At 48.8% G+C, this 21,365-nt stretch carries 22 protein-coding genes; 17 read left to right on the forward strand and 5 right to left on the reverse strand.

The window, feature by feature from the left end; translation table 11 throughout:
* The first annotated feature begins 4 nt into the window (after positions 1 to 4).
* The 6 genes from PBN151_RS18330 (at position 5) to PBN151_RS18355 (ending at position 7,306) form a co-directional block, all read left to right on the forward strand.
* On the forward strand, positions 5 to 772 hold the full coding sequence (locus PBN151_RS18330) for a DUF6483 family protein (protein ID WP_072730162.1): 768 nt from the start codon (positions 5 to 7) through the stop codon (positions 770 to 772).
* A gap of 13 nt (positions 773 to 785) precedes the next feature.
* Positions 786 to 1,988: a class I SAM-dependent methyltransferase gene (locus tag PBN151_RS18335; protein ID WP_072730163.1), complete on the forward strand. Its 1,203-nt coding sequence runs from the start codon at positions 786 to 788 to the stop codon at positions 1,986 to 1,988.
* A gap of 473 nt (positions 1,989 to 2,461) precedes the next feature.
* Positions 2,462 to 3,139, forward strand: a complete 678-nt coding sequence (locus PBN151_RS18340; protein ID WP_072730164.1) for a PilZ domain-containing protein — start codon at positions 2,462 to 2,464, stop codon at positions 3,137 to 3,139.
* Positions 3,140 to 3,214: 75 nt separating this feature from the next.
* The gene (locus tag PBN151_RS18345; protein ID WP_072730165.1) at positions 3,215 to 4,654 is read left to right on the forward strand and encodes a hypothetical protein; all 1,440 of its coding nucleotides are present in this window, start codon (positions 3,215 to 3,217) and stop codon (positions 4,652 to 4,654) included.
* Between the two features lie 104 nt (positions 4,655 to 4,758).
* The gene (locus tag PBN151_RS18350; protein WP_072730166.1) at positions 4,759 to 6,855 is read left to right on the forward strand and encodes an O-antigen ligase family protein; all 2,097 of its coding nucleotides are present in this window, start codon (positions 4,759 to 4,761) and stop codon (positions 6,853 to 6,855) included.
* Between the two features lie 73 nt (positions 6,856 to 6,928).
* A complete protein-coding gene (locus tag PBN151_RS18355) occupies positions 6,929 to 7,306 on the forward strand; it encodes a hypothetical protein (RefSeq protein WP_072730167.1) in 378 nt (125 codons plus the stop codon).
* Here PBN151_RS18355 and PBN151_RS18360 read toward each other — a convergent pair.
* From PBN151_RS18360 to PBN151_RS18380, 5 genes are all read right to left on the reverse strand, one after another.
* Positions 7,268 to 8,575, reverse strand: a complete 1,308-nt coding sequence (locus PBN151_RS18360; protein WP_072730168.1) for an MFS transporter — start codon at positions 8,573 to 8,575, stop codon at positions 7,268 to 7,270. The two genes, PBN151_RS18355 and PBN151_RS18360, sit on opposite strands and share 39 nt — an antisense overlap.
* Before the next feature lie 61 nt (positions 8,576 to 8,636).
* Positions 8,637 to 9,806 carry a winged helix-turn-helix domain-containing protein gene (locus PBN151_RS18365; protein WP_083545204.1) on the reverse strand — a complete coding sequence of 390 codons (1,170 nt, stop codon included), beginning with the start codon at positions 9,804 to 9,806 and terminating at the stop codon, positions 8,637 to 8,639.
* Between the two features lie 2 nt (positions 9,807 to 9,808).
* Entirely contained in the window at positions 9,809 to 10,762 is a 954-nt protein-coding gene (locus tag PBN151_RS18370; RefSeq protein WP_072730169.1) for a D-2-hydroxyacid dehydrogenase, read from the reverse strand.
* A gap of 142 nt (positions 10,763 to 10,904) precedes the next feature.
* The gene (locus PBN151_RS18375) at positions 10,905 to 11,240 is read right to left on the reverse strand and encodes a dehydrogenase (protein WP_370510431.1); all 336 of its coding nucleotides are present in this window, start codon (positions 11,238 to 11,240) and stop codon (positions 10,905 to 10,907) included.
* Between the two features lie 50 nt (positions 11,241 to 11,290).
* Complete coding sequence (locus tag PBN151_RS18380; protein ID WP_065291862.1) at positions 11,291 to 11,749, reverse strand: cupredoxin domain-containing protein; 459 nt, start codon at positions 11,747 to 11,749, stop codon at positions 11,291 to 11,293.
* Positions 11,750 to 12,011: 262 nt separating this feature from the next.
* On the opposite strand from PBN151_RS18380, the gene uptA reads away from it, so the two are divergent.
* From uptA to PBN151_RS18435, 11 genes are all read left to right on the forward strand, one after another.
* On the forward strand, positions 12,012 to 12,629 hold the full coding sequence (uptA, locus tag PBN151_RS18385) for an undecaprenyl phosphate transporter UptA (RefSeq protein WP_021255279.1): 618 nt from the start codon (positions 12,012 to 12,014) through the stop codon (positions 12,627 to 12,629).
* On the forward strand, positions 12,626 to 13,192 hold the full coding sequence (locus PBN151_RS18390; protein WP_072730170.1) for a thioredoxin family protein: 567 nt from the start codon (positions 12,626 to 12,628) through the stop codon (positions 13,190 to 13,192). The genes uptA and PBN151_RS18390 overlap by 4 nt, the downstream gene beginning before the upstream one ends.
* Positions 13,193 to 13,215: 23 nt before the next feature.
* A complete protein-coding gene (locus PBN151_RS18395) occupies positions 13,216 to 13,839 on the forward strand; it encodes an MBL fold metallo-hydrolase (RefSeq protein WP_072730171.1) in 624 nt (207 codons plus the stop codon).
* Between the two features lie 259 nt (positions 13,840 to 14,098).
* Positions 14,099 to 15,322, forward strand: a complete 1,224-nt coding sequence (locus PBN151_RS18400) for a M24 family metallopeptidase (protein ID WP_083545205.1) — start codon at positions 14,099 to 14,101, stop codon at positions 15,320 to 15,322.
* A gap of 159 nt (positions 15,323 to 15,481) precedes the next feature.
* Positions 15,482 to 15,862 carry a hypothetical protein gene (locus PBN151_RS18405; RefSeq protein WP_021255274.1) on the forward strand — a complete coding sequence of 127 codons (381 nt, stop codon included), beginning with the start codon at positions 15,482 to 15,484 and terminating at the stop codon, positions 15,860 to 15,862.
* Between the two features lie 149 nt (positions 15,863 to 16,011).
* Positions 16,012 to 16,299, forward strand: a complete 288-nt coding sequence (gene gatC, locus PBN151_RS18410) for an Asp-tRNA(Asn)/Glu-tRNA(Gln) amidotransferase subunit GatC (RefSeq protein WP_021255273.1) — start codon at positions 16,012 to 16,014, stop codon at positions 16,297 to 16,299.
* Between the two features lie 39 nt (positions 16,300 to 16,338).
* A complete protein-coding gene (gene gatA / locus PBN151_RS18415) occupies positions 16,339 to 17,781 on the forward strand; it encodes an Asp-tRNA(Asn)/Glu-tRNA(Gln) amidotransferase subunit GatA (RefSeq protein ID WP_090513492.1) in 1,443 nt (480 codons plus the stop codon).
* A gap of 17 nt (positions 17,782 to 17,798) precedes the next feature.
* On the forward strand, positions 17,799 to 19,241 hold the full coding sequence (gene gatB / locus PBN151_RS18420; RefSeq protein WP_072730172.1) for an Asp-tRNA(Asn)/Glu-tRNA(Gln) amidotransferase subunit GatB: 1,443 nt from the start codon (positions 17,799 to 17,801) through the stop codon (positions 19,239 to 19,241).
* A gap of 175 nt (positions 19,242 to 19,416) precedes the next feature.
* Entirely contained in the window at positions 19,417 to 19,869 is a 453-nt protein-coding gene (locus PBN151_RS18425) for a GNAT family N-acetyltransferase (protein WP_072730173.1), read from the forward strand.
* Positions 19,870 to 19,875: 6 nt separating this feature from the next.
* Positions 19,876 to 20,607 carry an MgtC/SapB family protein gene (locus PBN151_RS18430; protein WP_021255269.1) on the forward strand — a complete coding sequence of 244 codons (732 nt, stop codon included), beginning with the start codon at positions 19,876 to 19,878 and terminating at the stop codon, positions 20,605 to 20,607.
* Positions 20,608 to 20,765: 158 nt separating this feature from the next.
* Positions 20,766 to 21,356: an RNA polymerase sigma factor gene (locus PBN151_RS18435; RefSeq protein ID WP_072730174.1), complete on the forward strand. Its 591-nt coding sequence runs from the start codon at positions 20,766 to 20,768 to the stop codon at positions 21,354 to 21,356.
* Positions 21,357 to 21,365 lie beyond the last annotated feature (9 nt).

Here is a 21,365-nt window from a genome sequence, read left to right on the forward strand (position 1 = left end):
GGTGATGCACCAACGTGATTATTTACTCCGGTTAATTGAAGAGATGACTCGTATGTTTGGTCAAGCGCTTGGACTAAAGGAAAAGAAGAAGCGTGAGCAACTGATTGTCGAATGGGATGAATTGTTGCAGCGCCGTTTTCGGATTAGCGGGGAACTGGCTGACAAGCTTCCGGCAGAGGACATCATACGACTGTTCCGGACGGGAGAGCGGCTGCATGCAGATGAGATCCAAGCATTGGCGATTGTACTGTATGAGCGGGCTAAGTTGGATTGGGAACGAAGCAGGCATGATGATGAGTCGTCGCCGTTTGGCGCTGCCGAAGTGCCGCGATATGGTGAGAGCATGATGGGAACTGACAATGACGAGACAATATATATTCTGCGATTGATGAAGTCGTACGAGCTTTTGCTGGAAGCGACCTCGCAAGGTAGTGATCGGAGGCTGCTTCCGGTTCAAGACTCGATGGAAGCGATATATCAGGTAATCAAAGGCTATCATATTGATAATCGCTTAAGGGAGAAGATGTGGCGCTGGTTTGAGAAGGAGGGTCGTCTGGCTGAAGCAGAGGACTCTTTGTTTGAGTGGTTGAACAGTGGAGAGCGGCATCATCCTGAGCAGGCAGCAAGTCGATATACGCAAGCGTTGAAGTTCTATGAACGACTTGATGCAATGTCGGATGAGACGCTTCTAGAAGGCGGATTAAGCCGAGAAGAGGTCATCTCGGGCAGGGAAGACGTAAGTAAGAGTACAGCATGGCAAATGGAACGGTAGGAGTTATAAGCAGATGGAACAATTAACAGAGTTAGTTGAACGAGTGATTACAGAACAAATCTTAAGCAGTGCAGTGCTTAGCCAACTGCGGCGCAAGCCTGAGGAGGGCTACACCAAGGTGCTGCTCAAGCCGGTGCAGTTGCGCGGACAGATTCAGATCCAGTTCGAGTATCATTATGATAATAAGGTGACGCATGATAATGTCCCGTTAACAGAAGCGGCTGCGAAGGTGATGTCTTTATTCGAGAGTACATTCAAGCAGGGACTGTTGCGGACAACAGAAGGCGATTACCAAGTGTTGATCAGCAAGAAATTCAAGGTAACGATTCGCAAGCAAGCGGCAGTTGTGCGCAAGGTTGAAGTGTCACATAACCGCAAGAAGCAATATGTGTTGAACGAGGGAGTTCCGGTTCCATTCTTGGTCGAACTGGGCATCATGGGCAAGGAAGGCAATGTGATTGCAGCGAAATATGATAAGTTCCGCCAAATCAATCGTTTCCTCGAAATGGTGGCGGATGTGCTGCCGCATCTGCCGAGCAATCGTACGGTCCGCATTATCGATTTTGGCTGCGGCAAATCGTATCTAACGTTCGCGCTGTATCATTTTCTGCATGTAGAATCCAAGCTCCCGGTTCACATTGTAGGGTTGGACTTGAAGCGGGACGTCATCAAACGGTGCGAGGCGCTTGCTAGGCGCCTTGACTATGACGGACTCTCCTTCCAAATGGGGGATATCGCCCAATATGAAGGTGCCGATGAGGTCGATATGGTGGTGACGCTGCACGCTTGTGACACCGCGACAGATGCAGCGCTAAACAAGGCTGTACGGTGGGGAGCTCAAGTTATCTTGTCGGTTCCATGCTGCCAGCATGAATTGAACCGTCAGGTGGAGCAGAGCGTGCTGGAGCCCTTGTTGAGACACGGCATATTGAAGGAACGTTTCAGTGCCTTGGCGACGGATGGACTGCGGGCGAAGTTGCTTGATTGCGTAGGATATCGTACACAATTGCTCGAATTTATTGATATAGAGCACACACCCAAGAATATTTTGATTCGTGCGGTTCGCGGTGAAGAACCTGCTGGGCAGGTAGAAAAGACTGACCCGCAAATGTGGAACGAGTATGAGACGTTCAGACAGTTTTTGAACGCAGATCCGTACTTGGAGCATGCCCTGCAGGAGCTGTTGGAAGCTCGTGGCTGCAAGCGCACAGTATAAGTATCTAAGGCTAGAGCCCTCTCCGTTGTGTAGAGGGTTCTTTTTGATGTGGGGGATAGGCAGGCTCATAAGCTGAATTGGTTCTTAGTTATGATCCAACGAATATGGGCGGCTCTCGTTACATCGCATAATGTAGGGCCTGCTCCTTCTCTAGTGAGCTACATACATGAACTCCTTGGTCGAGCGACTCTATCCAGCAGTATGCTTCTCTTCAAATTCCCTCCGTTTTGGACGATATATAAAGGAAGGTAGTATGGAACAGGAACAGTAACAAATCAATGCCCATTAAAAGAATCTATAGCTGCATGGTTATAGAACAGGGCAAAGTGAGTTGTTGCAATAGAACAAGCAGGACGCCTATGTCTGGCTCGATCTTCATACAGCAAGAGCAAGATTAACGTGAATAGTGAAACGAAGCGAAGCGGAGCAAGGGGATAAACTGCGAACGAAGAACCTAGGAGGTTGAACGGTCAATGACGGGAGCTTATGTAACGGATGCTCCAGAGCATTTGTTAATGTCGCTTTTGCACAGTCGTACAGTGCTTGAGGGCGACAACTGCATTGCAACGGGAGTATTGTCTTATTTAGAAGGAGATGTCATGGAGGTAGAACTGCCAGAATTCGAGCGGTTTGAACTTGGAGAGGCGCTGAAGGTGACCATATATTCGCCGGTAGGCATATTTAATTTCCATACTCAGGCTGTGGCACGGCATGAAGGGTCGTTGATGCTTATTCATCCGCCGCATCAACAGCGTAAATTTACAGATCAACGCTTATTTCCGCGAATAGAGGTACGCAAGCATGGATACGTACTGCCTCCACGACCGGCGGAAGGAATGGCAATTACGCCGACGCCAATACCGATTCATATCGAAGATATTAGTTTGAATGGGATCGGTTTCAACATTAAGGGGAACGCTTCATTCGTGGAAGGAAGCGAATTAGAGGCTGAACTGCAGCTTGGATTTGCTGTTCCTTGCCGCTTAACGATTGCTCGTATGGCGAGTCGGGAAGACGATATCTTCTATGGAGCCAAGCTTCAGGTAACCAGTGATCCTGCACAACGGTCCCTGCGTGCATTTATTATGCGGGAACAGATTAAATCACATATTGATCGCAAATCAAAAAATTCAATAACAGCTCGCCCATAACATGCTAAAATAGCAATGTACTTCACCATTACATAGAATAGAAATGGTAGGAGAGAAAGGGAGGGAGGGAGCAGCTTGAAGCGCGCTTCTCGTCATGTAAGGAACTTATTAATCGGATGTCTTGGCATCGTGCTCCTATTAAGCGCCTTACCAACATCGACGTCAGCAGCTGGGCTAAATAATCGATACCCGACTAAGGTATTTGAGGTATTCACAGACGTTGCAATGAATCAGGAAGGGCGTCAGAAGATTAAGGCCGAGTTAATTCAGCCATCTGTTACGAATGTTACGTATCAGGAAGTGGTGAACATTGATCCTGCAATTGCCGAAGTAAAGGTAGATTTACCTAACGAAGAATACGTGGTGACGCCGCATAGTCCAGGATCGACTACGGTCGAGTTCAAATGGACCCAAGGGGATGGAACGGTGCTTCATCATAAGTTTGTCGTTGCGGTAGTCGACCCCTCACAGGGTAATATTATTCCTCGGATTAGAGAACCTGAACAGGAAAGTTATGTGCAGCTGGGGTCTTCTGAAATCAATGATTTCCAATATATATTTGAGAATGTAGATTGGAGATCCAACTTACCGGTACCTTATAACGAGCTTCGCTCTGGAAATGGATTCAATAATATAACACCTGTTAATCAGAAAAGATATATTTTCAGCGCTGTGGCTCAGAACGCAGTGGATACTAGATGGGTATTCAAAGTAACAATAAAAGATACGAACGGTAAAGATATATCCGCTACATACTATAAGGACTATAAAATCAATCGATCGCCCAGCCTGAAAAATAATTTCGATCGAACGCTGCATTTGACTCCTGGCGGTGAAGCAAGTCTTGAGCTGTCAAGATATTTTGAGGATTTAGACAATGATGAATTATTCTTTACTGCAGTCTCGGCAAACGGCCTGGTCTCATGCGAGATTAATGGGGATAACCTGTTGTTGCGTGCGAGAGCCGATTCCGCAGAGGGCATCGAGAAAATCACGATTACTGCGGATGATCAACGACAAGGTATTCCTGTGCATGGAACATTAAGCATGTACATCAGCAAACCGCGCGAAGTTGGCATTGCCGGTACTTATCCAGAAGTAGATAACGGCTTTGAAGTGATGCCAGCTGGCTCCGGTGAGTATTACATGGCTCCATTTGAACAGTATCTGCCTTCCTATGCAGAGCTCGAACAGAAGGTTGCATCAGGTAATGCTCGTAAGGGAGAACTGACAAGTGGGGGCAGCCTTACATTCATCATTGATCAACAAAAGGGCCAATCTAAAGGATTTGATGAAGGACAGTATGGTCTCTATCTGTTCGATGGAACGACGGTCACGCTGGAGCGAGCGATTGAACTGTCCGGCAAAGAGAAAGTCATTCGTGAATTGAAGGAGCTGGCTGCCGCAAGAGGCGAATCATCCTATCAGATTGTGGACGCGCAGCAATGGCTGTTCACGAAGGGTGACAATAATTTTGTTCGCGCTAAGATCGTGATGGCGATTCTCGCAGAATAACAAGCAGTATCGTCAGAAGGTCAACCTAAGGGTTGGCCTTCTTTTTGATTGTCCATCATAATAAATATAGAATTGGTAGAATCGGGAAAGAAGGGGGAGTGCAGATGAAGGTGGATTTACAACAAGATGGCCATGGCAATTTTGTTGTTTTGTATGTTGGAATCGGGATAATCTTCGCTGTGCTTCTTGTTGGGTTATGGAAGCAGGGGCTGTTCTATGATCGCGATGTGGGAATGCTATCCCTCCTGCTCTGCGCAGCTTCTGTATGTATGCTTGTCGCATGGAAGTGGGATGCAGTCCTTCCATTGCCACTCATATATCCGCTTCCCCTGCTCATCGGATATTTCATTAGCTGGGTGTTAGGGCCTGCAACCGTATATGGCACAGAGATGCAAATCCTAAGAACCGCGATGCTGCAAGCTTGGATTATACTGCTCGCCATTATGCTGCACAGAGGGGGGGATCAGGCTAAGCGGCTCATTACAGGTTCAATCATGTTAGTCGGATTCTTAATCAGTGGCAGCGCTCTTGGCATGCTCTATGGATGGATACCGAATGAATCAGGTGTGATGGTGAGTCAGAATTCAGAATTGTCGGCGTTTGGATTTCGATTAGGTGGGGTTGTCCAATACCCGAATACGCTTGGTGTACTTGCCGGGGCGTTCGCGTTACTGCACTTGAACGGTGCAGCCTGTGCGGCGGCTAAAGCTCGAAGCCAACGGAGTGGAAGTGTTCATGTACGGGTTGTCTCTACCAAATGGCTGCTTGCGGCTGTGCCGATTGTTCCCCATTTGGTCGTCCTTGGTCTTACCGAATCAAGGGGATCCTGGATCGTGTTCGGTATCGTATTGCTGGTTGGAATCTGGAGCGCTCGCGACTATCGTGCGGAGTACGTGACGACGTTTTTGTGGTTCGGAGCATGGTCTTTCCTAGCGGCCGCATGGAGTGCCTCGATGTGGCAGAGTGGGGATGGGTGGCTGCCGATGCCTGTTTGGTTCGCTTGGATCGGTTCAATTGTACTGTTCAGCGGCGTAATGCTGAGTCTGTCTCAGAACCGTTGGCTACGAAATGGGTTGATTCTCATCATACTTCCAATGCTTATGATAGCAGGCATTCACTTGCTGCCTACAGGGGCAAGCAGTCGGATTACGGATCATTATGCTACTGCAGGAGCGCGAACATTGTTCTATAAGGATGCAATTACTCTGTGGAAGGAACATCTTTGGTTCGGCGCAGGCGGAGATTCATGGCGGCAGCAGTTTGCACGCATACAGAGCGAGCCGTATGTTGGCAAGGAAGTGCACGGCAGCGTGCTGGATATGCTGCTTGATGTAGGGCTGGTATTTACAATGCCTGCAATAGGGTTAGTATTAGCAGCATTGCTGCTAGCATGGCGTCGGCATGCCGGATTCGGATTGGCCGCAGCGATGCTGCTTGCACATAGTCTGATTGATTTCGACATGTCGTATGGGCTAGTGACGCTGCTGTTCGCATTGCTGCTAACGCTGGGCTTGTACGATGAGAGCCTCAATCATGGCTCTCCAAGGATGCGTTTCGCGCTGTGGCAGGTAGGCACGAAGCGCGGGAAGCGTCTCGCGGCACTGCTGCTTGCCGCTCCGCTGGCAGCCGCAATCGTGCTCGCGTCGTGCCACCTCGTGGCACAACAGCTCGCCGCGGCCGCCAGCGCTGCTGCCGACAAGGCCACAGGCCCTGTCGGCATGGCCCGCGCGCATGCGCAGCAAGTGGCTGCGCTGCGCTGGGCGCCCGCGAACACGGCGCTTCGCATCGCCGTGAGCCGAACCTTGCCTCCGCAGGAGGCGCTTGCCCTTCTGCAGGAAGGGCTGCGCTACGAACGCGATGGCAAGGGGCTCTACCGTGCGCTCGCCTTGGCAAGTGCACGCCTTGGCCGCGCCGATGATGCCGCCGCTTGGTGGGAGGCGGCGGTTAGCAGCGACCGCTTCGATCGCGTGCTGCAGACCGAAGCCATTGAGAAGCTGTCGCTTGCGGCGCACTACAGTGCAGATCGCCTTCAAGCGGCCGCATATGCGAACGCAGCAGGCAAGATGTTCCGGCGATATGAAGCGGAGGCACATCATGTCCTTCTCATGAGCAATCCTGCGAACGGCAAGCGTTTCGCAATGACGGAGGAAGCGAAGCGGGCTTACAGCTCGATCGTTTCGTTGATCACGAGGGGACAGTAGTTCATGGACGTTAACCAGAATTCGGAGCGCTGGTCGCCTTCATTTGACGTCACCAGGATACCGGACTTTTCTCATGAAGTTGAAGGTGAACTTTGAACATGCTGTGCCTGCCGGCACGCCGATAGGTGCGGAATCTCGAACAACTCAAGAAAAAACCGGCCTCGTCGCAGATAATGCGAACAGAGGCCGATTTGAACTTTCCGCTGAATTAATATTCGCCACTCCAAGGCGGTACGATCAGATTAATAGCATCGTCCCGCAGCATCCGGTTGAAATCAGCGGTACGTACCTTCGCTGGAGCGAGTACGTCAATGTTGCCAGCACGATAAACAATATGAAAATGACATCCATAAGACGGGAAGTTGGCTTATTTTCAGGCTCTATACTGGAGTCTTTTGATCTGCATAAACCGCTACCCGGAAACCTCCTGCATTTCTTGCGGCTGCGTTGATTGGAACCTGGTCGGCCATAATACGTGCTGAAAACTCAGGCATATGACGCCAATGATGAAGACAACTGTTCCCAGCAAGAAAAACACATTGCTCACACCCATTCCACGGATCAGTAAGCCTCCGATTAAAGGCGCACCTACCATCATCGTGCTGGCGGACATATTTTGAATGCCAAAGATCCGGCCTGTCATACCCTCAGGAGTTTCTTTCTGTAGGACATAGTTATAAGTCACAATAGACATCCCGTTTCCAATACCGATCACAAGTCCCAAGACGATGCTCCATATTTCATGCGAATCCACCCTTAAGAGTCCCATGCTTCCAAAAGCAGCTCCAATCAACGCGGCTCCTCCCCCGATCCCAAGTCCATACCTCACTTTGCCAAGACGGTTCAGCAATAGGATGGTGATAAACGCTCCGACTCCTGTGGCAGCCACCATCCAGCCAAGCAAAGACTCGTTATGAGGGGCAATTTCCCGATACAACGTCGGAAACTGGAAATCGATCATCAAAATAATCAGCATAATGATCATATTCACGATAAAACTACTAAAAAGAATCCGGCGCTGCAGCAGCAATACCCACCCTTGCTTCCATAATTGGGCGAAGTTCATCTTAGTTCCTGCGCCGTTTTCCGAGTCATCAGAATTCTCCCGATTCTCTGCTTTTGCATTTTCATCGATATGCCGCATTGTATATAGCAAGATGCAGGAGAAAAAGCGCGTGATGGCATTCACCAAAATACATAATTGTGGGGAGATCACTGTTAAAGCCACTGCGCCGAGCAGGGGCCCCGCGATTTTGGAAAATTGATTAACGAGTCCGTTATACGAGGTTGCTTTGAGCAGTTGATTCTCCTGAACTACCTGGCGCGTTAACGCTTGATGCGCTGGAACGCGGAATACTCCCATTGTGGCGCGAAACGCAAGCAAAGGCAGCATCCAGTACATGCCGGGAACAAACAGCAGCAATATGGTGAGCAGCGTCTCGGCTGCATCGGCCAACAGCATGAGATTGACCTTCTTCCAGCGGTCGGCGATTACACCGGCGAAAGATCCGAACAGAATGCCGGGGAGAGCGATCATCACCGGAATCAAGGCGATCATAAACGGATCCGCATGCCAGCGGTATGCCACCAGAATCTCAATTGCAAAGACGTCGAACCATTCGCCGAAAGATGAGACTGCATAAGCCGAGTACATTTTAGTAAAAACCGGGTTTTTCCAAATAGATGTCTGGCGCCCGTTAGATACAGATGTGGTAGACATGAATTTTTCCTCCGCTAAATCAGAATTACTCTCACTTTAACGAAGAAATATCAGGGGATTATCAGACAGAACCTAAAATCCGCTCAATCATCTGTTCTATAGGCTGTTTATATGCCTCCAGCTTATACCGCCGTTCAAACTCATTATATCGAGTCTGGAAGGTTCGCAGCAGTTTGGAATCGTTATATGACGTTTTCAAAAAATGGAGCGTACCAACGATCAACCGAGCGAGCAGCGGTACATGATGCGCCGTTTCGCCGGCCTCAAGGCCATATTCGAATGCAGCTGCTGCTTCCTGGGGGCAGCCTTGAAGCAGCAGCAATTTCCCTCTTAAACCATGGTAGGCGCTGATTTCCCGCAAATAAGGAGCTTCAGCCAGCATGTCTTCGATCTGCCTAGAGCACCGCTCCGCCTCCTGGATACTGCCTGCGACCAAATGAATATGCATTTCCGACATGGCAATATGAACCTTGAAGGTATCCAGCTTACCTTGCTCCTTTTCAATGATCCGATAAGCTTCTTGCACTCGCTGCAGATCCTCTTCAACACGACCGTTATCTGCATAAAGACCGAGGATATTTAACACTTTCAGCTCACGATGCATCTCAAACGGCAAAATACCCGATTCTATTGTCCGTTCAAAGTAATTCAGACTTTTTGCCGGTTCCATGTAAAAAGAGTAGTAAAATATCAGCAGCCAATATAATTTATCTGGGTTCTCCGCACTGCTTTCCAGAAACCAGTCCAGATCTGCCCGCACAAACCTCAGAAACATTCGATGGGAGGGACTGATATTCACGCCAAGAAGCTCTTGCTGATTGACAAGGGCTAACATCGATTGGCTTTGCCCTAACATGAGATAGGTGTCCAACAACTGCCCGATTTGCTTCTGCAATCCACTATCCGTCAGCGACGGAACCGCAAGTCCCAGCGTTTCTTTTATTGTGAGGCCGTAGCAAAGTCCCCGCACGGTGATCAGTTGAACTTTTCCGCTCCATGGTTTCATTCTTTTTCGGAGCCGATACACATGATCATCTACCGTTCGCTCGCCCGGATATTCCATTGGCCATACCTGATCCAGCAGCTGCTCCCGGCTAAAGACCTTGCCACGATTTCGGTACAGAAATTCGAGCAGCGCGTATTCTTTCGCAAGCAAGTTGATTGTCTCAGCCTGAAAGCTGACAGAATAATCACGAGGTTCAAACGCAAGCCCGGCCACCATAATCAGCATCCTCAGTATTCCTTGTCGTAATCGACAATGCTGCGAGCAGGACGTCCCTGTGCGATATAGGCCTTGAGATTCTCGATAAACAGCTTCGTAGCTCGTTCCTTCAATTGCTCGGTATTGCCTCCAATATGAGGAGTCATGATGACATTGTCCATGGACCATAACGGATGATCCTCAGGCAATGGCTCAATGTCGAACACATCGAGGCCAGCGCCTGCGAGGTGACCGCTGTTCAAGGCGCCGATAAGAGCATCCGTCTTCACCGATGCACCCCGTCCAACGTTGATAAACAGTGCCCCTTGCTTCATGGCAGCGAACCTATTTTCATCATATAAGTTTATCGTCTGAGATGTCTTTGGCAGTATGTTGACGACTACGTCGCATTCAGATAGAACTTCATTCAGCTGCTCGAACGTGTACAAGCCGTCGACATAATCAGTCGGTTGAACGGAGCGGCGTACGCCTAGAACACGCATCCCGAACGCCTTGGCAATTCGTGCAACCTCAGCCCCGATTTGACCGATGCCGATAATCCCCATGGTCTGGCCCAGCAGTTCCGTATAATTCCCTTTACTGTCCCATACGTGTCGATCTTGGTTGCGAATCGCTTGTGGCAGATTGCGAGTGAAGCCGAGCAGCATCGCGAATACCGTCTCCATCATCGGGACGGGATGCACACCCCCCGCCGTAGTCAACATTACATCGTGCTTGCGGAGTGTATCCATCGGAATATAATCGGCACCAGCCGTCCACAGCTGTATCCAGCGAAGCGGGGAATCATCATGGAGGCATTCCTCGATGATAGCAGGCGACCAACCGAAAATAACTTCAGCTTGTCGGAATACGTCTCGATCGAGCTCCTTAGCTCGTCCAGCAATGATATTGTATTCGGGAGCAGCGAGGCGAATGCCCTCTAGAAGTTCTGGCGGCAAAGCTAGTGCACATACGATATTTTTCAAGATGAAGTCCTCCTTAGCGTCCATTTTCTAACATCATAACTCGAATCCGATTGGTGCGTCTATGAGTGCTCCGTAGGTTGCTGGACATTAGAAATAGGCTGAACGGATGGTAACCGACAGCCTGCATGAGCGATTATAGCAGTTAGCCTCCGAATGCTTGCCGGAAGCTGGAGGATAATTTCGCTTGATCTACATTCCACAGTGCGGCAAGCTCTTCGCAGACGGTCTCGTCCCACCAATCGGACAGCTTCTTGCGGTTGGCACCGTTCTCGTGAATCCAGATCAAGTTCTCAATCACTTTGCGATAGTATAGTTCTTCTCCTTGTTTGACGAGATCTTCGGGAATCCAGACGTTCATCCGCTTAATGGTTCGATACAACTCATTGTTGCAAGCACGGCGAATTCTTCTGGCTGTGGGGAGAGGCCTTGTATGAGGCTCCTTCGGGGCTTTCAATGGATGACGACTCCTTTCCTGCATATATGTTCATCATATGCAGGCATCCTACCCAGGTTCCTTGTGGCCACGCGCTATTTCGAATCGATTACGATATACCCTACCATAGGGCCTTCATGCTGCATATCCGGATGGGTTAAGCAGACGATGCGATGAATGCCTTCTTTGGCAGTAAAGGTGATGACGGTTTCTTTGTCTTTCTCGATGCTGCCTTTTACATTCATGCTCTCGATTTCGAAATCATGCTTTTTTCCGTTAATTCCGCGAATACGAAGCTCTACTCGCTCACCGGCTTTGGCGTGAACGGTACCCGGAATAAATTGATACACTTCGATTTCTTTCCCATTATCCAGTTTGGACTTAACCTCTCCTGTAACCATGTGGAGAATTCGAGTCGATTGAGGTGCTGCCTCAACTGCCCGTTCCGACCGCACGGTTTCATAGCGCCAGAACGCTGCAGCTACTAATATGGCGGAGAAGACGATTGCACCAATTCGCAATTGTTTGCGAGAGACAATCCAAAAACGTGTCAAATTGTGAAACCTCCTTTGCCCAATTGAGTATCACTTATTAGTGCTTGTTCATAACATTTCATTTGCAGGCAGCCATTACTAGAGAAGATATAAGGTACAAGCTTGTGCTTAGTCCAAGTGTATGCATGGCCAGGGTAGCGCATGACTTGTGTTATCCCATGGGTAAGGAGCATCAAGATCGAACAAGCCAAAGTCATGATTGGAGTCATGGCGATCCATATGTTAGAATAAGCTGGGAATTAAAAAGGGAGAGAGACGAGCTATGGCATGGATACATGATATGATCAATATGCTGCTTCATTGGGTGCAGCAGCTTGGGGAATGGGGAATAATGCTGGGGCTCATGATTGAAGTCATTCCGAGTGAAATCGTGTTAGCCTACGGCGGATATTTAGTATCGATTGGCAAGGTCAGTTTTATCGCTGCGATTATTTTCGGCACAATTGGTGGTGTCTTTGCGCAACTCATCGTATATGCAATCGGCAGATATGGCGGGCGGCCCTTCTTGGAGAAGTTCGGGAAGTACATCCTGATACGCAAGCACCATATTGAGAAGTCGGAAGAGTGGTTCCAGAAGTATGGAACAGGCGTAATCTTTTCTGCACGATTCGTTCCGGTCGTCCGTCACGCGATTTCCATACCAGCAGGAATATCCAAGATGCCGGTAGGAAAATTTACGCTTCTGACAACGCTGGCTGTAATCCCATGGACCATCCTATTTGTTTATTTGGGGTACGCGCTTGGAGATCAGTGGGAACATATTAATGAGAAGGCGGCACCTTATGTTCAGCCATTTATTTTGGTTGCACTTGCTGGCCTTACCCTATATTTTGTTATCAAATATATGAAATCCAAGCGAAGAGAGGGGAACCCGAAATGAGCAAACATGTAGCGAATGTGATAGGTCAAGGAATTTCACCACAAGCATTTATCGACTCCATGCAGAAGAACAAGGAAGCCTTCATTTCCTGGTATGATCAATTTGCTTGGTCCAGTGAAGAAGAGAAGAAGTTCTTCGAATCGCTTCAATATCGGGACGATCTCCGGTGCTTAATCTTGGCGGCAGATTGGTGTGGAGATGCGGTACGTAATGTGCCTGTTGTGTTCCGCGCTATGGAAGCAGCAAGCATTGACACGGAAGTCTTAATTATGGAACAGTTCCCTGAGGTTATGGATCAATTCCTGACGATGGGCGGACGCTCTGTTCCAATCGTCATCTTCGCTGATACGGGCGGTTACGTTCTCGGTCAATGGGGACCTCGTCCAAGTGACGTACAGGCACATATGATCCGATTCAAGGAAGAGAACCCGGATCGTGAAGCTCCGGATTATCAAGATAATTTGAAAGTAGTCAGACAGCGTATTCTCGAACAATACGGCGAGGGAACGGGCTATCATGCTCGAATTACGTCTGAATTGAGAGAACTGCTGTCGGGCTTTTAATATAGCAAGGAGCTGACAAGACATTGTTTACAATTCAAAGTTTCAATTTAGGTCCTGTCCAAACAAACGCCTATCTATTGACAAATGAAGATACGAAAGAAGCGGTTGTCATTGATCCAGGCATGAATCCAGATCGGCTGCTGCAAGCGCTCGATGGACTAAACGTTAAGGCAATATTGTTGACACATGCGCATTTCGATCACATTGGCGGTGTGGATCTTGTGCGTAAGGCACATCCGTGCCCGGTGTACATTCATGAGCTTGAGGCGGAGTGGCTGACAACACCGGAACTTAATGGCTCGACCATGTGGCCGCAAATGTCTCCGCCAATGTCCATGAAGCCTGCGGAACACTTGCTGCAAGATGGGGATACACTGGAGCTGATCGGTTATTCCTTCTACGTCATGCATACACCTGGCCATTCGCCGGGCAGTGTGAGCTTCTTGCATGATAAGCACTTGTTCGCAGGTGACGTTCTTTTCCGGGAAAGTGTGGGGAGAACAGACTTGAGAGACGGCAGCATGAAGACACTGGTGAACTCTATTCATAAGAAGCTGTTCACACTAAGCGACGAAGTGACGGTATACCCCGGACATGGTCCGACTACAACAATTGGATACGAGAAGAAGCACAACCCATTTGTCTAATACGATTTTGCAGTACATAAGCGCTTGGCACTCCTGATTCCTGATGAACAGGGAGACCGAGCGCTTTTTGATGCTCACTTTATCCAATATCCATAGATCCATTTTGCTAGCCAATCCTCGCTCGTGATATGATCAGGGAAGCATACAGCAACGATGGGACTGCCTACTACTATGTATCGCAGTCCTTTTTTTTACATAACAGATACAAGTGCAAATAAAACGGCAGATATCATTTCCTAATACGAGGAGGAGTCAGTTGATGCATTCCGAACAGCGAATACATGCAGCAATTATCGAAGAGCATCGCAATCGAATCGCTCGCCTGCAGCAGAAGATGGAGCTTGCTGGTATCGATTTGTACTTAGTTACACACAACGTGGATATATATTACTTAACCGGCTCCATGCAGACCGGCTATGTGCTCGTACCGAGATGCGGCGAACCTGTCTATTTGGTGAAACGCAGCTATCTGCGTGCGCAAAAGGAGTCGATCATTCGCGTTGCTCCGCTCGGTTCGTTCCGTCAGCTTGGTGAGACGATCCGCTCATACTATGCGGAGCTGTTCCAAGTTAAGGAAGCTGTCGTCATTGCTACAGAGTTCGATGTTCTACCTGTTCAGCAGTATGAGAGATTGAAGACGGTCATTCCAGATGCGAATTGGACAGACGGATCAATCCTATTCCGGGAACTGAGAATGATTAAGTCCTCTGATGAACTGGATCGCATTCGGGTTGCCGCAGCTGCTGCACATAAGGTGCTTGCTGCTGCTGCAGATTACATCCAGCCGGGAATGACAGAACTAGAACTCATTGCGTACATTGAACGAGAATTCCGACTGCAGGGCCATGTTGGAATGATCCGAATGCGCGGCTTCAATCAGGAACTAATAACTGGCATGGTGGCATCAGGAAGTGCAGGCGCAGAACCGACTTATTTCGACGGCCCCGCTGGAGGGCTTGGACTGACACCTGCAAGTCCACAAGGATCTAGCCGTAAGGCGATTGAAGTGAATGAACCTATTCTGATCGATTTCGGCTGCTGCATCGATGGATATGTAATTGATCAGACCCGAACCCTTGTCATTGGGGAACTGGACGATGAACTCCAGCGTGCTTATGATGCTTCGGAAGCGATATTGCGTGCAACTGAGGAACACTTGAAGCCGGGAACGGTATGCGAGACATTGTACGAAGACGCGGTTGATATGGCGAAATCGTATGGATTGCAAGAGCATTTTATGGGGTATGGTGAGGATCAAGTCAAGTTTCTTGGACATGGAATTGGTATGGAAATTGATGAATGGCCTGTATTGGCCCGCGGGTTCAAGCAGCCGCTTCAGGAGGGGATGGTAATTGCTATCGAACCTAAATTCACTTTCCCGGGACGCGGTGTCGTAGGTATAGAGAATACATACCTCATTACTGCTGATGGATATGAGAAGCTAACGACTGCGGAGGAAGGATTGCGAATCATTTCTTTGTGAACATAGACAATAGCTAGAGTCGGATGTACAGCTTTTATCGTATGCAATATAGAGAGGCTGCTTTTTGTGACCAATTGCGATACTCGTACGTATACATTTACAGAAACCATAAATTCTAGTACCATATAGAATACATCTAACGGATGGGAGGCATGGACAATGCTGCCTTTGGGAGAGAAAGTAGTCATTGTTGCCGACCGTTTCGAACAACATTTGCCTATCGGGGAATACGGCTATATTATTGCCTATGACCGCAATGCAGACAACGCATTCGACTATGTCATCCGAGTTCCGAGAGCAAACCGCAACTTTTTCGTGCCAGCATCCGATGTCGATCAAGAGGAACGGTTGCTGCAGCAGGAAGCGGACCGCATCGAACGGGAAGCACTTATCGATTATGCACTGGCGACCCATAATGAATCATTATTCCGTCGAATTATGAACGCAGACGCAGAGCCTGATAGCGAAGAGAGCGAACAGGACGGAGCAATGTCACAAGAAGAGTTCATTCGCCAAGTGAATTTAAGAGCTTGGATTTGAAGAAGACGCCGATCACCGGTCATTCCGGTGCTTCGGTGTTTTTTTGCATCCATTACTTTATCAGAATGACGCGTTGAGTTGATTCCGCTTCTAAGCTATAATAAGGGGATGAATTTGGCCTTGATGGCGCAAGGAGGAACAGGCTGCCGATGAGCATTCACGTACAAGACGTCGAGCACGTTGCTAAGTTGGCAAGACTCGACTTGAGCAATGAAGAGAAAGAGCGTTACACGGAACAGCTGAACGCGATTCTAAAATATGCAGAAAAATTAAATGAATTGAATACCGATGACGTCACGCCAACGACTCATGTTCTACCTATACGGAACGTGATGCGTGAGGATGAAGCGCGTCCTTCACTGCCGATAGAGAAGGTAATGGCTAACGCACCGGAAGAAGAAGATGGTCAGTTCAAAGTACCGGCCGTTCTGGAATAAAGCGAATAAGGGAGGATGCCCGCATTGACACCACTTGAGATGTCATTAACGGAAGCAAGACAAGCAATACAAGAGCGCAAGCTCTCCGTCTCTGAATTGGTGGACGCGTCATTCCGACGCATTGCCAGCACGGATGAGCAAGTGCAAGCATTTCTTACTATGAATGAAGAGGGTGCCCGTAACGAGGCAGCGGCAATCGACAAGCGCATCTCGGCAGGAGAACAGATCGGCTTATTGGCTGGTATCCCTGCAGGGGTTAAGGACAACATCGTAACGGAAGGAATGCGCACAACATGTGCAAGTAAATTCCTTGATAATTTCGTACCTGTATATGACGGTACGGTATCCCGCAAGTTGAAGGAAGCGGGTGCCATTACAATTGGTAAGCTGAACATGGACGAATTCGCAATGGGCGGATCCAATGAGAACTCTGCTTATCGCACGACTCGCAACCCGTGGGATTTGGAACGTGTTCCGGGCGGATCTAGCGGTGGTTCCGCGGCTTCCGTAGCAGCTGGACAAGTTGCGTTCGCGCTAGGCTCTGATACAGGCGGATCAATCCGTCAGCCAGCTTCCTATTGTGGAGTCGTTGGCTTGAAGCCGACATACGGTCTCGTTTCTCGCTTCGGCTTGGTTGCATTCGCATCTTCATTGGATCAAATCGGTCCAATTACGAGAAATGTGGAAGATGCAGCCCTTGTGCTCCAAGCGATTGCAGGCCACGATAAGATGGATTCCACTTCGGCGAAGGTAGAAATTCCGGATTATGCAGCACAGCTGACAGGCGATGTGGCTGGTCTGCGCATTGGCGTGCCTTCTGAATATATTGGACAAGGTGTCGATCCGAAGGTGAAGGAAGCTGTGCTCGCTGCCTTGAAAGTATTCGAGGATATGGGTGCGACATGGGAAGAAGTATCGATGCCGCATACCGAATATGCAGTAGCGACCTACTACCTGCTTGCTTCCTCGGAAGCTTCCTCCAACTTGGCGCGCTTCGATGGAGTTCGCTACGGAGTGCGTGCGGACAACCCTGACAATCTGCTGGATCTGTATCATCGTTCTCGCAGTGAAGGCTTTGGACAAGAAGTGAAGCGCCGCATTATGCTGGGTACGTATGCACTAAGCTCAGGCTACTATGATGCCTATTACTTGAAGGCGCAGAAAGTCCGCACTTTGATTAAGCGTGACTTTGACGAAGCATTTAACAAGTTCGATATTTTGCTCGGGCCGACAGCACCGACTACGGCATTCCGTATCGGCGAGCAAATTAATGATCCATTAGCGATGTATTTGAATGATATATTGACGATTCCGGTCAGCTTGGCTGGCGTTCCAGCAATTAGCGTACCATGCGGGTTGGCGGATGGATTGCCGGTTGGCTTGCAATTGATTGGCAAGGCGTTCGACGAAGCGACTGTGCTTCGTGCAGCCCATGCGTTCGAACAACGCACGGAGTTCCATAAGCTGCGTCCGCAGTTGTAATTGAGGAGGCTTACGACATGCCAAGTACGAAATATGAAACGGTTATTGGCTTGGAAGTGCACGTTGAGCTGCACACCAACTCGAAAATCTTTTGCGGTTGCTCTACCGAATTCGGAGCACCGCCTAATACGCATACTTGCCCGATTTGCTTAGGGCATCCCGGCGTACTGCCGGTATTAAACCACCAAGCGGTAGAATATGCAATGAAGGCTGCTATGGCGTTGAACTGTGAAATTGCTCCGGTAAGCAAGTTTGACCGGAAAAACTATTTCTACCCAGACTCTCCGAAAGCATATCAAATCTCTCAGAACGATCAGCCAATTGGGCAGAACGGCTGGATTGATATTGAAGTGAACGGAGAAACGAAGCGGATCGGCATTAACCGACTACACTTGGAAGAAGATGCAGGCAAGCTGACGCACGTAGATGGCGGTTATGCTTCTCTCGTCGATTTCAACCGTGTCGGCACACCGCTCGTAGAGATTGTATCTGAACCCGAGCTTCATTCACCAGAAGAAGCGAAGGCTTATTTGGAAAAGCTGAAGGCAATTATGCAATATTGCGACGTATCCGATGTGAAGATGGAGGAAGGCTCCCTTCGCTGTGATGCGAACATCAGCATACGCCCGATTGGCCAGAAAGAACTGGGTACGAGGGCAGAATTGAAAAATATGAACTCCTTCCGCGGCGTTCAACGTGGTCTTGAATATGAAGAGGAGCGCCAAGCTGACATCCTGGATGAAGGCGGTAAGGTTGTTCAGGAAACTCGCCGCTGGGATGAAGCGCAAGGGCGTACGCTCACGATGCGCAGCAAGGAAGAGGCGCATGACTATCGCTACTTCCCGGATCCGGATCTCGTTACACTCATTATTGATGACGAGTGGAGAGAGAGTGTGCGGGCATCGATTCCAGAATTGCCGGATGCACGTAAAGCTCGCTACACGAGCGAATATGGCTTGACGAGCTACGATGCAGAAGTCATTACGGCATCGAAGAAGCTGGCTGACCTGTTCGAGGAGAGTCTTCAATATACGAAGGATGCCAAGGCAGTAGCCAACTGGATTATGGGTGACTTACTCGGATACTTGAACGCGAATGGCCTTGAAGCGGATGCTTCAAAAGTTACTGGCCAAGGCTTGGGCGAAATGATCGGCTTGATTGAGAAAGGCACGATCAGTTCCAAAATCGCCAAGACGGTCTTCAAAGAGATGCTGGAGACGGGCAAAGCTCCTCAAGCTATTGTTGAAGAGAAGGGACTTGTCCAAATTAGTGATGAAGGCGCCATTAAATCTGTCGTCGAGCAAGTAATCGCAAACAACCCACAATCGGTTGAAGATTACCGTGCCGGCAAACAGAAGGCGATTGGATTCCTCGTGGGACAAGTAATGAAGGAGACGAAGGGTAAGGCCAACCCGGGTCTTGTGAACGAATTGCTTGTTCAGTGCTTGAGCGAGCTGTAAATGTAAGCTATAGATAAAAAATGAAGAATCGATTAGGGCTCCGTAGGACGGATGGGTAACATATCTGAACGTTGGAGCCAGGCATGGAAGCGGAGTGAATCTCCGCTTTTCGTGTAGATTCAAGTTATTTTCATGTAGTCGTATACTCTGTTATTCCGAAAGGGTAGTGAAAGACATGATACGTCAGTTGGATATGAATGATGTTGCAACATTGGATCAACTCTGGAACCTGCAACAGGCGGCATACCGGATTGAAGCAGACATGATTGGCTTTGACAAGATCCCCCCTCTGATGGAAACGGTAGAAGACCTGCATAATACCACGGAAACATTCTATGGCTGGTGGGATGAGAATCAGTTGGCTGGAGCGGTATCCATCGAAATGACAGGGCCTGTAATTATGGAGATTTGCAGATTGATGGTTCGGCCGGATTATTTTCGGAGAGGGATCGGTGCAAGTTTGTTAGCTCATGTACTGCATATGCCAGATGTTCATACGCACCGTATTGCAACGGGAGCTCGCAATCTTCCTGCGCTGACACTGTATGAACGCGAAGGCTTCCGATATGTGCGCGACGAGGAGATTGCGCCGGGCATATCGCTGCGTCACCTGGAAAGAAGGAGGTAGTCGGATATGGAATTGCTCGCGGAGATACCTGCAAATAGTCCGTGGGTAATTGATGATTTTTCATTAACGCTTAGATTGCTGCTTGCGATGCTGCTTGGCGGCTTGATTGGATTGGAGCGAGAACAAGCGAATCATCCAGCGGGGCTGCGAACACATATATTAGTTTGCGTTGGTTCGGCACTTATCATGCTGTTGTCCATTTATGGCTTCTCCAGCTTCGTGTACGAAGGAAATGTCCGTGTGGATCCTGCTCGTCTCGCTACAGCAGTAATTACAGGCATTGGTTTTCTTGGCGCAGGTACAATTATTTTTACGGGCAAATCAATCGCAGGACTTACGACAGCGGCCTCTTTATGGGTCGTTGCGGCGATTGGACTGGCAGTAGGTGCTGGATTCCAATATGCAGCTGTGGTGACGACAATCCTAGTTATCGTGATTTTGTTCGGATTCAACAAGGTAGAACAGCGTTACTTCGGTGGCAAGCGCACTCGCGTTTTAACATTAGATGCGGATTCTACTTCTGAATTTCTTCATGAGCTCCATGTCTTCATGGAAACCCATGATGTTACCGTCAAGAAGATGATGTTCCAACGCTTATTGAATCAACCTGGCGATCCGATGGTGGAGAAGCGAGCAGAATTGCAGCTCGTTCTTGGCGTCCCCAAACAGTTCGACATGTTCGTATTTGTAGAGCAACTCGAGCGAGTGCAAGGGGTTCGCACTGTTACCTTAGAGTAAGAGTCCAAAGCGATCCTAGACTAAAGTCGGTGAAACCTTCCTAGACTCAGGAAGGTTTCTTTCATTTCTGTATCCAACGTACAATGAATATAAGCTTAATACGTACGGTAGAGCGAATTCGCACAATGAATTTTGCTGGGTAGAGAAGGGAAGAGACTATGGTGTATCGTAAGACAACTCAATTTTCGGATGAACTGATCGTCAGTCAAGTGCAGCAAGGTAACGAGGAAGCAATGCGTATTTTAGTGGAAAGACACCGTCCATTTGTGATAACGTGTATTTGTCAGACGGTACAAGATCGTTATTTGGCGGAAGATATCGCCCAAGAGGTATTCGTGAAGGCGTATCGCCATATTCATTCATTTCGGGGTGACTCGAAATTTACGACATGGCTGTATCGGCTAACGAAGAACCAGATGATTGATATATTGCGCAAAAAACGGAAAGAAGGCCGGGTAGAACGGCTTGAGCCGCACCATATGGCATCCTTTCAGCTTCATGATGTTGCTGATATGCCGGAAGAACGCGTGATGAAGAAGGAAAAATGTGAAGAGGTTCACGAAGCACTTCGGGCATTGCCAGAGAAATATCGTATGGTCATGGAGTTGTACCACATGCGCCAGCGGACATACGCAGAAATTGCGCAGATGCTCAAGATGCCAGTTAGAACGGTTGAAACTAGATTATATCGCGCTAAGATGCTGTTTAAGCGAGCGTGGCAGGAACATGCCGGATTAGGAGCTATGTAAGGAGGGAAG

It is taken from the genome of Paenibacillus sp. NAIST15-1 (assembly GCF_001894745.1).
GTDB classification, from domain to species: Bacteria; Bacillota; Bacilli; order Paenibacillales; family Paenibacillaceae; genus Paenibacillus_B; species Paenibacillus_B suaedae.